This is a genomic window from Bradyrhizobium sp. CCBAU 11357, from assembly GCF_028128865.1.
Lineage (GTDB): Bacteria > Pseudomonadota > Alphaproteobacteria > Rhizobiales > Xanthobacteraceae > Bradyrhizobium.
Genome location: NZ_LBJW01000100.1, coordinates 95,429 through 108,801 on the forward strand (window position 1 = coordinate 95,429; position 13,373 = coordinate 108,801).

At 66.0% G+C, this 13,373-nt stretch carries 9 protein-coding genes and 1 tRNA gene; 1 reads left to right on the top strand and 9 read right to left on the bottom strand.

Features of this window, described 5'->3' with window-relative positions; translation table 11 throughout:
• Positions 1-9: 9 nt before the first annotated feature.
• Positions 10-1,173 (bottom strand): PspA/IM30 family protein, encoded by a 1,164-nt coding sequence (locus tag XI05_RS18345; RefSeq protein WP_271504164.1) that lies wholly within the window; start codon positions 1,171-1,173, stop codon positions 10-12.
• 449 nt (positions 1,174-1,622) lie between these two features.
• On the bottom strand, positions 1,623-1,883 hold the full coding sequence (locus XI05_RS18350) for a hypothetical protein (RefSeq protein ID WP_212257044.1): 261 nt from the start codon (positions 1,881-1,883) through the stop codon (positions 1,623-1,625).
• A 262-nt stretch (positions 1,884-2,145) separates the two neighbouring features.
• Here XI05_RS18350 and XI05_RS18355 point away from each other — a divergent pair, with 262 nt between their 5' ends.
• Positions 2,146-2,340 carry a hypothetical protein gene (locus tag XI05_RS18355; RefSeq protein ID WP_172789091.1) on the top strand — a complete coding sequence of 65 codons (195 nt, stop codon included), beginning with the start codon at positions 2,146-2,148 and terminating at the stop codon, positions 2,338-2,340.
• A gap of 81 nt (positions 2,341-2,421) precedes the next feature.
• On the opposite strand, the gene XI05_RS18360 is transcribed toward XI05_RS18355, so the two are convergent.
• From XI05_RS18360 to XI05_RS18390, 7 genes are all read right to left on the bottom strand, one after another.
• On the bottom strand, positions 2,422-2,568 hold the full coding sequence (locus tag XI05_RS18360; RefSeq protein ID WP_271504166.1) for a hypothetical protein: 147 nt from the start codon (positions 2,566-2,568) through the stop codon (positions 2,422-2,424).
• Positions 2,569-2,759: 191 nt separating this feature from the next.
• Positions 2,760-2,833, bottom strand: a tRNA-Cys gene (locus tag XI05_RS18365).
• Positions 2,834-2,927: 94 nt separating this feature from the next.
• Positions 2,928-3,668 (bottom strand): tRNA-uridine aminocarboxypropyltransferase, encoded by a 741-nt coding sequence (locus XI05_RS18370; RefSeq protein WP_271504168.1) that lies wholly within the window; start codon positions 3,666-3,668, stop codon positions 2,928-2,930.
• Positions 3,669-3,704: 36 nt separating this feature from the next.
• A complete protein-coding gene (locus XI05_RS18375; RefSeq protein WP_271504170.1) occupies positions 3,705-6,812 on the bottom strand; it encodes an efflux RND transporter permease subunit in 3,108 nt (1,035 codons plus the stop codon).
• Positions 6,812-9,961, bottom strand: coding sequence for an efflux RND transporter permease subunit (locus tag XI05_RS18380; protein WP_271504172.1), 3,150 nt, complete (start codon positions 9,959-9,961; stop codon positions 6,812-6,814). The genes XI05_RS18375 and XI05_RS18380 overlap by 1 nt, the downstream gene beginning before the upstream one ends.
• 36 nt (positions 9,962-9,997) lie before the next feature.
• Positions 9,998-11,389: an efflux RND transporter periplasmic adaptor subunit gene (locus XI05_RS18385; protein WP_271504174.1), complete on the bottom strand. Its 1,392-nt coding sequence runs from the start codon at positions 11,387-11,389 to the stop codon at positions 9,998-10,000.
• Entirely contained in the window at positions 11,379-12,863 is a 1,485-nt protein-coding gene (locus XI05_RS18390; RefSeq protein WP_271504176.1) for an efflux transporter outer membrane subunit, read from the bottom strand. The genes XI05_RS18385 and XI05_RS18390 overlap by 11 nt, the downstream gene beginning before the upstream one ends.
• Positions 12,864-13,373 lie beyond the last annotated feature (510 nt).

Genomic DNA, 13,373 nt, shown 5'->3' on the forward strand with positions numbered 1-13,373 from the left:
ACACGGCACTCAGGAGCCCGACTTCAACCGGGCCAGCCGCGCTGCAATTTCCTTGTCGCGATGCAACGTGCTGAGCTCGTCGATGTCGCTCGAATAAGGGATGCCCGGAGGCACGCCCGTGGCCCGCGCCACAGCCCTGCCCGCGCGCAACGCCTTTGCCGCTGCAGAGCTGCCGCCCTGTTTCCGGGGCGATGTCGAGGCCTGCTGGCTTGCAATGGCCTCGCTCTTTTCGAGATCGGCGCGGCGCTGCGCGGCATCCTGGAGCGCCGACAGCACGGCGCGCAGCGAGGTCACGCATTGCTCGATCTTCTCATTGTTCTCGTCGATGGCTCGCGAGAGCACCTCGAACTGCGCCTCCAGATCCATCTGCCGCGCGATGCCGGCGCGGGCGAGATCGTCGCGGCCATCGGCGATCGCGCCCTCGATCTTGGCGGTCAGATCGGTCATCGCCCGTTCGATCTCGCTGCGGCGCGCGTTGAGGCGGTATTCCTCGGCCCGCGCGGCCGCGAGCGCATCGCGCGCTTCGCTCTCAGCACGCTCGATCTCACGGATGGCCTGTCCGACCACCTTGAGCTTGTTCTTGCCTTCCGCCTGCTCGATCGCATCGTACGCGATCCCGGCGATCAGGCGCCCGACACGGGACAGGAAGTTGTCGGGAGCGGCAGCGATGGTATCCATGGCGTTCTCCTCCTCTGGCAGGCTGTTCGGCGTGACGCCGTAGTGAACTTCGAAACCGTCGTCGGTGCGGATGAGGCGCGCCGGCACGCTCTGCCCCCAGCCCTCGGCATAGCCGGCGTAGTCGAAGGGCACGCTGAAGCGCCCCTGCACGGTCGCGATCGAAATGGTGGCGGGCCCTTTGATCTTGGCGAGCTTGTCGTCGAGCGGCAGGCGGCGCCCCTGGGCGGCGCGATACTCCGTGCGGTCGCGCAGGCCGAGCGTCACCAGCCGCGAGGGCAGCGCGGTCTGTTTGCGGATCGGTTCGTAGGCGTGGGCGTGGAGCAGGACCACGTTGGAACCCACATTGTGAGCCCGCGCCACCTCGTCGAGGATCTCCATCATGCGGTCATAAGCCTGAAACGTCGCCTCGATGGCGGCCTTGGCGGCCGGGTCAGGGGCAAGCCTGTAACGCAGCGCAGACGGCGCGTTTCGGGGCGATTGGCTCATGAAAAGCACTAAAGCACCATTTTGGTGCTTTCGGAAGAGGAAGCTCGATCACGTTCCGCTGATCCCTATGCACTCTGTCGGTTAGTCGCGGCGATCCGGGCCCGCGTTCAAGGCGGCCTGATCACCCCTAGCTCACGGCCGATCAAGACTTCTTGCACGCGTCGGTTGCAATTTGAGGCGAAATGCGGGGACGGTTCGGCAGGCCGTGGTTCATCAATGGACTTCGAACGCTGGAAACCAACTGATATCGGCCGGCGCCGCAACTTCTTCGCGTTTACGAATCAGTCGATAATCTCATTGACAGAGATATGACGATTGCCGACGAGGATGCGACGAGAGAGCGAAGCATCCACGTCCGGTATCCGCAGCAAATCCACAGCATATCCACAGGGTGACTGTGGCGGATTCGCGAGCCCGCGCGATGCACTTGCTGCGCACCAACCCACAAGCGGGGCCGTTCAGCCACCCGCCTGGTCGAACACGGATCGGCAGGCCTCGCTGAGGCTGGCGCGGTTGCGGCGCAGGCAGGTCGTGATGGCGCGGACGTTGGGGATCTCGCCGGCGCACAGCCGGTAGACGTCGGGAGTACAGGCCCGGCGCTGCTCCGCTGTTCCCTGTGCATGGGCGGCGGAGGCAAATAACGTCAGGAACAGCCCGACCGTCGAGGCCCCCCGCGCCCGGCTTTTCACGCCCGCAAACCGCAAGAATCTCGCCTTCATGACCGGTCTCCCGCTCTGCCCTGCCCGCTCCGGCCTGCATTGGCCGGCATGGTGCAAAGGGGTAGGAGAAATAAACCGCTGAGAATGTGATCTCATTCACACCCGCTGCGCGGCGGCGGCACCTAAGGTTCGCGCGGGGATTTTCAGGAATCGCTAACCATTCGGATCCCGATCGCCGCATCGTTAAAATGCGAACGATCGGGTCAATCCGGAAACAAGCCGGCTTTGCGACATTGCGCCATCCACGTTCTGCGAGGGTGCGATGAGCGAAGCCGAATTCAATTTGCTGCTGGATGCTGTCCGGGACGCCATGGTCTTCGAAGATTTCGCGCCCGTGCCGGTGGAGGAATTCGTGCCCCGCTCGTGGAGTTTCGACGCGACGCCCAAGGCAGCCAATGACAACGAGGGCGCCTGGCCCCTCTTGCCCTTTCCCGACGGCTGGTACGCGGCCTGCTGAGGCCGACTTCACGTCAGCGGATGCGGCTCGCCTTGCGGGCGGCCCGGCACCACCGAGCCCCCACGCCCAGCGTCACGACGATCAATTCTTGGCGCGCTCCTCGCCGTCCTGCGGCGCCCGCTCGGGGACGGCCGGCGGGAAGATGCTGTCGTAGATCGCGCGCGCCTCACGAATGAGACGGGCCCTCTCCAGCTCGGATTTCGAGACAAATCGGACGATTTCGCCCACGTGCTCTCCAGCGCTCGGTTGATGGGACATGCCTCGCTTCGCAGATGCGAAGTCTGTGCCATCGGACCTGAATCGCGGATTTCCGCCAAGCCCCGGACAAACCCGGTGGGCGCGGCTCGTCAGGCCTTGCAGGCACTGCCGTGAAAGCCGAGGCGAGTTCGCATTTTTGCTGGAAAATCAGAAGCTTGTAGTGGAGGCCACGACCAGAATTGAACTGGTGTACACGGTTTTGCAGACCGTTGCGTAACCACTCCGCCACGTGGCCCCGTAGGGGCGGAGCAATATAGGGGATCAATGGCTTAGGCAACCGCCTTCGTCCGACTTTGGCGGCGACAGCCTCTTTCCGATGTGGACCAAGCTCAGGCGCGCTTGCCGCGCCGGAAGTCGCGCCGGCGGCCCTTCGGGGCCGGCTTTGGTGCGAGTTCCGGCATCTCGGCCTGGACCTCGCGGTAGCGGGTCAGCATCCGTTCGAAACCGGCATGCAGTGTCTCGGCGATGTCGGGGCGCCGCTCGAGGCTGGACAGGATCGACGCGGCCGCCTCGATGGTCGAGAGACCGTCCTTGCGCGGCTCCTTGCGGAGGCGCCCGTAGCGCGAGGGATGCGCTGGATTGAGGATCACGCGCTGGCATTTCAGCATCCAGGGATTGCGCCACCAGAGCGCCTTGGCCTGGCTCCAGGTGCCGTCGAGCAGCACCACGCCTTCGAGCTTGCCGAGGATCGCGCGCTGGTTCTCCGCGACCTCGCCCTTGCGGTTGAGCGCCACGATCTCGCCTTCGGCATCGAGATCGGCCGCGTGTGCCGAGCCGAGATAGAGCACGGCCCAGTGCGAGGCATTCTCGACCGGCCGTCCCAGCGCCTTGGACAGGCTTGGCCAGGACAGGCCGACCCGCACGGTGGCATCGGCGAAGTGCCTGGCCAGCAGCCGCGCCGTGCCCAGCGCTCTGTCCTGCTCCTGCGGATGCTGGAGGATCAGGAGCGAGAGCCGGTTCTCGATCGGCGTGACGCTGTCGCAAATGCAGAGCGGCATCGGCTTCTGGCAATGCGGGCATTCAGGGATCGGTTCGGCCGGCGCGGCGACGGTGTCGGGCGGGTTGGACATGGCGCCGCTATACGCTTGAAGCGGCGCGTCAACAACCTATTCCGCCGGTGCCGCCAACGGCCGCGGCCCGGAGCGTCGCCGGATGCGGTCGATCAGCAGGTAGATCACGGGCGTCGTGTACAGCGTCAGGATCTGCGAGACGAACAGGCCGCCGATGATTGTGATTCCGAGCGGGCGGCGCAGCTCCGTGCCGGGGCCGGTCGCGATCACCAGCGGAATGCCGGCAAACAGCGCCGCCATGGTCGTCATCAGGATCGGGCGGAAACGCGCCTGGCAGGCCTCGAAGATCGCCTCGGCCGAGGACAGGCCGCGCTGGCGCTCGGCGTCGAGCGCGAAGTCCACCATCATGATCCCGTTCTTCTTGACGATGCCGATCAAGAGGATGATGCCGACGAAGGCAATCACCGTCAGCGGCGTGTTGGTGAGCTGCAAGGCGAGCAGCGCACCTAAGCCGGCCGAGGGCAGCGTCGAGATGATCGTGAGCGGATGGGCGAGGCTCTCATAGAGCACCCCGAGCACGATATACATCGCAACCAACGCGCCGAGGATCAAGAGCGGCTGGCGGCCGCTGGTCCTGGCGAAGTCGCCGGCATTGCCGTCGAAGCTGCCGCGAATGCCTTCCGGCATGTGCAACTCATCGACCGCGCGCTGGATGTTCTGCGTCGCCGCCTGAAGCGGCACGTCCGGCACCAGGTTGAAGGACACCGTAGTCGATGGGAACGACTGCGAATGATAGACGGCGAGCGCAGCGAGCCCGCGCGTCGCGCGCACCACGGCCGACAGCGGCACCTGCGCATCTCCCGCGCCGGCGACGTAGATGCGATCGAGATTGGAGGGGTCGACCTGGAACTTCGGGTCGATCTCCAGCACGGTCATGTACTGGTTGCGCTGGGTGTAGATGATGGAGATCTGCCGCTGTGCGAACGCGTTGTTCAGCGCGTTGTCGATGTCCTGAACCCTGACGCCGAGCGCGGACGCCTTCTGGCGGTCGATGGAGAGCGTCAGCTGCAGTCCGCCGGGGTCCCGATCGCTGGAGATGTCGGTGATGCCCTCCACGCTCTCCATGCGCTTGGCCACGATCGGCGCCCATGTCTGCAGCAGGCCAAGATCGGTGCTGGTGAGCGTATATTGGTAATCGGAATCGCTCTGCCGCCCGCCGGCGCGCACGTCCTGGGCGGCGAACATGAAGAGGCGGATGCCGGGCACGGGATACAGCGCCCGCCTGAGCCGGTCGATCACGACCTCCGTCGACACGTGCGCGCGCTCCTCCGGCGGTTTCAGGCTGATGAACATGGTGCCGCGGTTCGAGGTCGCCGGCCCCGGGCCCCCGCCTCCGCTGCCGACGGTCGATCCGATGCCGGCCACGGCCGGATCCTTCATCACGATCTCGGCGAGCCGCTGCTGCAGGCCGAGCATCGACTGGAACGAGATATCGGCCGAGGCGCGCGTCGCCCCGATGATCAAGCCGGAATCGTCCGTCGGGAAGTAGCCTTTGGGGACCTTGACGTAGAGCGTCACCGTGAGCGCGATGGTGGCGAAGAACACCAGCAGCGTCAGCAGCGGGAATTCCAGCACTGTGCGAAGGCTGCGAGCGTAGAACCCGATGGTGCGCGACAGCGTGCCTTCGATGATGCGGTCGAACAGCGTTGCCGTGCCGGAGGTGGTCTGCCGGATGTAATGGGCGCAGATCATCGGCGTGACCGTCAGCGACACCAGCGTCGAGACCAGGATGGCGAAGGTCAGCGTCAGGGAGAATTCGCGTAAGAGCCGGCCGACGACGCCGTCCATGAAGATCAGCGGCGTGAAGGCCGCGATCAGCGACAGGCTGATCGAAACCACGGTGAAGCCGATCTGCTTGGCGCCCTCCTGCGCCGCCCGGAACGGGGGCATGCCGTGCTCGAGATTGCGGAACATGTTCTCGATCATGACGATGGCATCGTCGACGACGAAGCCGACGGAGATGGCGAGCGCCATCAGCGACAGATTGTCGATGGAGAAGCCCGCGACCCACATGCCGGCGCAGGTCCCGGCGAGTGCCAGCGGCACCGAGATGCCGGCCGCGATGGTCGGCGTGATCCGCCGCAGGAACAGGAATACGACGACCATCACCAGGACAGCCGTCGCCAGCAGCGTCCATTGCATATCCAGCACGCTGGCGCGGATCGTGCCGGTCCGATCGACCAGGGTGGAGATTTCGACTCCGGCGGGAATCCACTGCTTCAGCTCGGGGATCAGCGCCTTGACCCGGTCGACAGTGTCGATGACGTTGGCATCGCCCTGCTTGGTGATCTGGATCAGAACCGCCGGTTGCCTGTTGAACCAGGCGATCGAGCGGACGTTGCGGACGGAATCCTCGATGTCGGCGACATCGGACAAACGCACGAAATTGCTGCCCGAGCTCTTGATGACGATGTCGCGGAACTCCTTCGCCGTGCGCATCTGCTTGTTCAGCGACAGCGTCTCGCTTTGACGTTCGCCTTCGAAGATGCCGACGGGGCCGAGCGCGTTGGCGCCGATGATCGCGGTGCGCACGTCGTCGGTCGCTATTCCAGCATTGGACAGTGCGACCGGGTTGAGCTGCACGCGCACGGCCGGCTGGTCGGCGCCGGAGATCGACACGTTGCCGACGCCCGGTACCTGTGAGATGCGTTGCGCCAGCACGCTGTCGGCGACGTCGTAGATCGCCGACGGAGAGATCGTCTTGGAGGTCAGCGCCAGCACGAAGATGGGTGCGCCGGCGGTGTTCGCCTTGCGGAAACGCGGCAACGTCGGCAGGTCGCTCGGCAGGTCGACCATCGCGGCGTTGATGGCCGCCTGCACGTCGCGCGCGGCCTTGTCGATGTTGCGGCCGATATCGAACTGGAGTTGGATGCTGGTCGTGCCGAGGCTCGAGGTCGAGGTGATCTGATTGATTCCGGCGATCTCGCCGAGACGCCGCTCCAAGGGTGAAGCCACCGTCGCCGCCATCACGGATGGATCGGCGCCGGGCCGGCTGGCGGAGACGAAGATGGCGGGGAAGTCGACGTTCGGGACCGAGGCGACGGGCAGGAACTCGTAGGCGACGACACCCAGCAGGAACAGCCCGATCGACAGCAGCGTGGTCGCGACCGGTCGGCGGATGAAGGGCTCCGAGATCGACGCCATCACTGCATCCCCTCGGTCGCGCCGGCGACCGGCGGGCCGCCGGATTCGGTCGGCGGCAACGCCCGCTCGAGACGTCGGTTGATGCGATCGAGCGCCAGATAGATCACGGGCGTCGTGTAAAGTGTCAGTAGCTGACTGAGCAGAAGGCCGCCGATGATGGAGATGCCGAGCGGGAAGCGCAGCTCGGCGCCGGTGCCGCTCTCGATCGCCAGCGGCAACGCCCCAAACAGCGCCGCCAGCGTCGTCATCATGATCGGGCGGAAGCGCAAGAGACACGCCTGCACGATCGCTTCATGGGGCGACATGCCGTGCCCGCGCTCGGCCTCGAGCGCAAAGTCGATCATCATGATCGCGTTCTTCTTGACGATGCCCATCAGGAGGATGATGCCGATCAGGCCGATCACCGAGAGGTCCTGCCCGCACAACATCAGCGCCAGGATGGCGCCGACGCCGGCCGAGGGTAGCGTCGAAAGAATCGTGATCGGGTGGATGTAGCTCTCGTAGAGCACCCCTAACACGATGTAGATCGTGATCACGGCGGCGAGCAGCAGCCAGGGCTGGCCGGCCAGCGCCTTGGCGAACTCGGCGGCATCGCCGGCATAGATGCCGACGATGCTGCCCGGCATTTCGATGCGGGTCTCGATCACCTTCACGGCTTCGACGGCATCGCCGAGCGCCGCGCCCGGCGCGAGGTTGAAGCTGAGCGACACCGACGGGAATTGTGCCTGGTGCGAGATCGCCAGCGGCGCCGTGGTCCGCTTCAGCGTCGCCACGGCGGACAGCGGCACCTGGGCATTGGGCGCGCCGGCGGTGGCGCTCGCCGCGCCCGGCAGATAGAGCTTTGAGAGGATCGAGGGATCGCGCTGGTACATCGGCAGCGCCTCGAGCACCACGCGGTACTGGTTGGCCTGGCCGTAGATCGTCGAGATCTGCCGCTGTGCGAAGGCATCGTTCAGCGTGTCGGTGATTCCTTGCAGGCTCACGCCGAGCTGGCCGGCCCGGGTGCGGTCGACGTCGAGCTGCGCCCGCAGGCCGCCCTCCTGCGCCTCGGACGAGACGTCGCGGAACAGGGGATCGCGCCGCATCTCCGCAACCAGCTTGCGCGCCCATTCCGAGACCAGCGTCGCATCGGTGCCGGTCAACGTGTACTGGTATTGCGAGCGGCTCGACTGGGTCGAGATCTGCACGTCCTGCACCGGCTGGAAATAGACGGTCATGCCGGGGATGCCGGAGACCCTCTCCTTGAGCCGGGTCACGACCACGCTGACATCGTCACGGCGCTCGCCGCGCGGCCGCAAGCTCATGACGAGGCGGCCGACATTGGTGGTCGGGTTGACGGAGCCCGCACCGATCACCGAGACCACGCCGACCACATCAGGATCAGCCCTGATGGCGTCCGCCGCCTCGGCCTGCCGCCTCTTCATCTCCGCAAACGACACGTCGGGCCCCGCCTCCGTCACCGCGGTGATCGAGGCGGTGTCCTGCAGCGGCAGGAAGCCCTTGGGCGCGACGACATAGAGCACCAGGGTCGCGATCAGCGTGGCGAAGGTCACGACCAGTGTGGCGCGCTGCCGCTCCAGCACCCACAACAGCGATCGGTGATAGGCATGGACCGTGCGGTCGATGAAGCGGCTGATCGCGGCCAGTCCCGGCACGGCCAGCTCCTCGTGCGCGTGCTTGAGCAGCCGCGAGCACATCATCGGCGTCAGGGTCAGCGAGACCACCGCCGAGGTCACGACCGCGATGGTCAGGGTCAGCGCGAACTCGCGGAACATGCGCCCAACGAGGCCCGACATGAACAGGAGCGGGATGAACACCGCGATCAGCGAGACCGTCAGCGAGATCACGGTGAAGCCGATCTCGCTGGCGCCCTTGAGCGAGGCTTCCATCGCGCCGTCGCCATTCTCCATGTGGCGCACGATGTTCTCGATCATGACGATGGCGTCGTCGACGACGAATCCGGTGCCGATCGTCAGCGCCATCAGCGACAGATTGTCGAGGCTGAAGCCGGCAAAATACATGATGCCGAAGCTCGTGATCAGCGACAACGGCAGCGCGACGCCGGCGATCACGGTCGCGCGCAACGAACGCAGGAACAACAGCACGACCAGCGTCACCAGCACGACGGCAAGGACCAGCGTGAACTGTACGTCGCGCACCGAGGCGCGGATGGTGACGGTGCGGTCGGACACGATGGTGAGGTTCACGCCGGCCGGGATCGCGCGCTGGACCTTGGGAATTTCGGCGCGGATCTGGCTGACGACGTCGATGACGTTGGCACCGGGCTGGCGCTGGATGTCGATGATGACGGCCGGCGTGCCCTGGTACCAGCCGCCGGTGCGGTCGTTCTCGAGGCCGTCGACGATCTGGGCGACGTCGGCAATGGTCACCGGCGAGCCGTTGCGGTAGGCGATGATGACGGGCTTGTAGGCCTCGGCGACGGCGATCTGGTCGTTGGCGGCGATGATGTAGGATTGCTGTGCGCCGTCGAGCGAGCCCTTCGGGCCCGAGACATTGGCATTGGCGATCGCCGTGCGCAGGTCTTCCATCGCGATGCCATAGGCTGCAAGGCGCGCCAGATCGGCCTGGATGCGCACGGCCGGCTTCAGCCCGCCCAGCACGGAAACGCGCCCGACGCCGGAGATCTGGCTCAAACGTTGCGCCAGAATGGTGTCGGCGATGTCGCTCATTGCGCGCAGCGAGATCGTGTCCGAGCGTAGCGCAAGCGTCATCACCGGCGCGTCCGCCGGATTCACCTTGGCGTAGGTCGGCGGGTAAGGCAGCGTCTTGGGCAGCACGCCGGCCGCGGCATTGATCGCGGCCTGCACGTCCTGCGTTGCCCCGTCGATGTCGCGGTTGAGGTCGAACTGCAGCGAGATCTGGCTGACGCCGAACGAGCTCGTCGAGTTCATCGCCGAGAGCGACGGGATCTGCCCGAGCTGCCGCTCCAGCGGCGCGGTGATCAGCGAGGCGATCACGTCGGGGCTCGCGCCCGGCAGCTGCGTCGTCACCTGCACGGTCGGGAAATCGACTTGCGGCAACGCCGAGACCGGCAGCGCGAAATAGCCCAGCAGTCCGCCGATCAGAAGCGCAATGCCGAGCAGCGAGGTCGCGATCGGCCGGCGGATGAAGGGTTCAGAGACACCCATGGGCTATGCCTGCCGCTTCAAGCGGCCGTTGTCGGATCATGGCTGCTTGGCTCCACTTTCCGATGCCCCCGGCCCCGGTGCCGGTCCTGTCTGCCCCTTCTGGTCGCCTTCGCTGCTCTTGCGCTTGGCGCGCAACTCGCCGTCCTTGCCCTGCCCGTCCTTCTGGCCATCTTTGGCACCGTCCTGCCTCTGAGCGTCCGGTGCGCGCGAGCGCTTGCGCGGGGCGAGATCGGCCGACGGCGTCTGGTCGTCGCGGCCGACGATCACCTTGGAGCCGTCGGACAGATTGGCAAAGCCGGTGGTGACGACCCTGTCGCTCGCCGACAGGCCGCTGGCGATCACGGCATCATGCTCGTTCTGCTGGGTCACCGTCACGGGCTTGGCCGAGACGATGTTGCCTTCGCCGATGACGTAGCTGAACGTGCCGATCGGGCCGCGCTGCACCGCCGAGGTCGGCACCACCAGCGCCTGCGTCAAGGTCTCGACCTTGAGGCGGACATTGACGAACTGGCCCGGCCAGAGCTGGTAATTGGCATTGGGAAATTCGGCCTTGAGCCTGAGCGTGCCGGTGGTCTGGTCGACCTGGTTGTCGATGCCGGTAAGCTTGCCGGTATCGATCACCGTAATGCCGTCATTGCCGAACACGTCGACCGCGAGCGTACCCTTCGCCGCGGCCGCATTGACCCGCATGATCTGTTGCTGCGGCAGGCTGAACCACACCGCGATCGGCTGCAATTGCGTGATCACCACGAGGCCGGTGGTGTCGGAGGCATGAATGATGTTGCCCTGGTCGACCTGGCGCAGGCCGGCACGACCCGAGATCGGCGCCACGATCTTGGTGTAGCTCAGCGTCGCCGCAGCGTTGTCGATCGCGGCCTGATCGGCCTTGACCAGCGCCTCGGTCTGCGCGACCAGCGCGCGCTGGGTGTCGGCCTGCTGCTTGGAGCCGGCGTTGGAGGCGGCGAGCTGCTCGTAGCGTGTCAGGTCGATGCGCTGGTTTGCGAGCTGGGCCTGATCCTGCGCCTTCTTGGCGACCGCCTGGTCGTACTGCGCCTGATAGATGGCCGGATCGATCTCGCCGAGCACGTCGCCCTTCTTGACGTCCTGGCCCTCCGTGAAGTTGACCGCGATCAGCTTGCCGTCGACCTGCGAGCGCACGGTCACGGTGTTGAGCGCGCGGATCGCGCCGACGCCATCGAGATAGACCGGCACGTCCTGGATGCGCGGGCTCGCTGCCAGCACCGGCACAGGCAGATCGGGACGCTGGTTGCGGTTGTTCGTCTGCTGCTGGTGCATGACGATCCAGCCGACATAGCCCAGGCCGCCGAGGATCGCGAGCGTGATCAGGGTCATGACGAAGCCGCGGCCGCGCGATCTCGTCGCCGTCCCCTCTCCCGCGCCCTGCTTGGTGTCGGGCTTAAAGAGCATTGACCGGTTTCTCCATTCGCGGCTCCCAGCCGCCGCCGAGCGCCTGGTACAGGCTGACGATGGCCAGAAGCCGTGCGAGTTGGGCCTGCGACAGCGCGTCTTCCGCCTGGAACAGGGTCAGTTGGGTGTTGAGCACGGTGACGATGTCGGCAGTGCCGGCGCGCAATTGCTGCTCGGAGAGATCGAAAGCGCGACGCGAGGCGGCGACGACGTCGCGCTGCAACTGCAGCTTGATCGTGGTCTGCTTGATCGAGAACAGCGCGTTGTCGACGTCGGCAAAGGCCTGGACGATGGTCTTGCGGTAGGTCTGCAGCAGCTCGTCCTGCCGTGCCTTGGCCAATTCGAAATTGCCGAGGATCCTGCCGCCGTCGAAGATCGGCTGCGTCGCGCTGCCGACGAGCTGGAAGAAGGCCGCGTGCGGCTGGAACAGCGAGACCAGCGCCGCGCTCTGATAGCCGCCATTGCCGGTGAGCTGGATGGTCGGAAAGAACTGCGCACGGGCATTGCCGATGTTGGCGGTGGCCGAGGCGAGCTGCGCCTCCTGCCGGCGGATGTCCGGCCGCTGCGTCAGCAGCTCCGACGGCAGGCCGGGCGTCACGCGCGGGATCGCGATCCGATCCAGGGAGCCGCCGTGCACGCGCACGCTCTCCGGCGGGCGCGAGACCAGCACGGCGAGCGCGTTGACGTTCTGATCGAGCGTCTGGCGCAGCGGCGGCACCAGGGCCTTCTGGTTCGCCAGCACGCTCTCCTGCTGGGCGACGTCGAGATCGGTACCGGTGCCGGCCTTGCGGCGGTCCCTCACCGCATCGAGGATGCGCTGCGCGCTCGCGATGTTGCGCTGAGAGGTCCTGATGCGATCCTGCGAGGCCAGCACCTGGAAATAGGCGTTGGCGACGGCGGCGAGCGTGGTCAGCGCGACCGTGTCGCGATCGAAACGGTTGGCGTTCGCCGTCTCCTCGGCCGTCTGCAGTGCATCGCGGTTCTGGCCCCAGAAGTCGAGCTGGTAGCTCGCGCTGAGCGAAGCCTGATAGTTGACGACCTCACGGCCGCCATTGGTGAGCCCCGAGGCCGAAGAGCCGGAGGTGCGCGAATAGGTCTCCTGGCCGGTGCCAGACAGACTCGGCAGCAACGCCGCGCCAGCCTGCCGCGCCTGGGCGTCAGCCTGGACGATACGCGCCACGGCGGCAGCGATGTCGAGATTGACGGTCTGCGCCTCCTCCATCAGCTGCGTCAGCTCCGCAGAGCGGAAACCGCGCCACCAATCCAGCGACGGCGGCGCATCGCCCTTGCCGGCATATTTGTAATGCACGGGAACGTCGAGCGCGGGATCGGGAAGATCCTGGGTCAGCACGCAGGCCCCCGAGGCGGCGGCGAGGCACAGCACCGCCATCCATCGGGCCGCGGGCCGCATCCGGAATGCAGAACCGAGAGACCGCCGCGAGGCGATCGCTGGAACTTGGTGTGTCACGTCCACCCCCCGCCGGGCAGATCAAGCCGCCGCAACGCCGCTGGATTAACCGATTCGCGGCGGGGCAGTCGGGTGGCCTTGGACAACGCGTTCACAGCGGTGATGCTTTCTGCGGAACCTGCGATGCATACTAGCCGGGCGCGGAACGGCGGGACAGTGCCGCAGTTGCGAGATGCCCGAGCCAATGAGCCGGGCGCGAGCTGAAGAAAATACGAAAAGTGCCTGTCTCGCAGTGACTTCTTTTACTGAGAAACATTGGGAAACGTAAGCAAGCTTACCAAGATTTCATGTGATATCGCGGCCACACCCTTAGCTGCGCCCTTCATTTGGACCGCGCCACGCGCCTTCAGCTCGATCCCATCCTCTGTGCGGCGCGCAACACCGTCAATCCTGCCGAAAACGAAGCTGTCCAACGCGCCGATATCTCCTGGGCGGTCACCGCAGTCAACGCGTCCTGTCGCAACCCGTCTCGCCAGTGGCAAGAATTGGTCGCGACAGCGCTCATCAAGAGCGCAG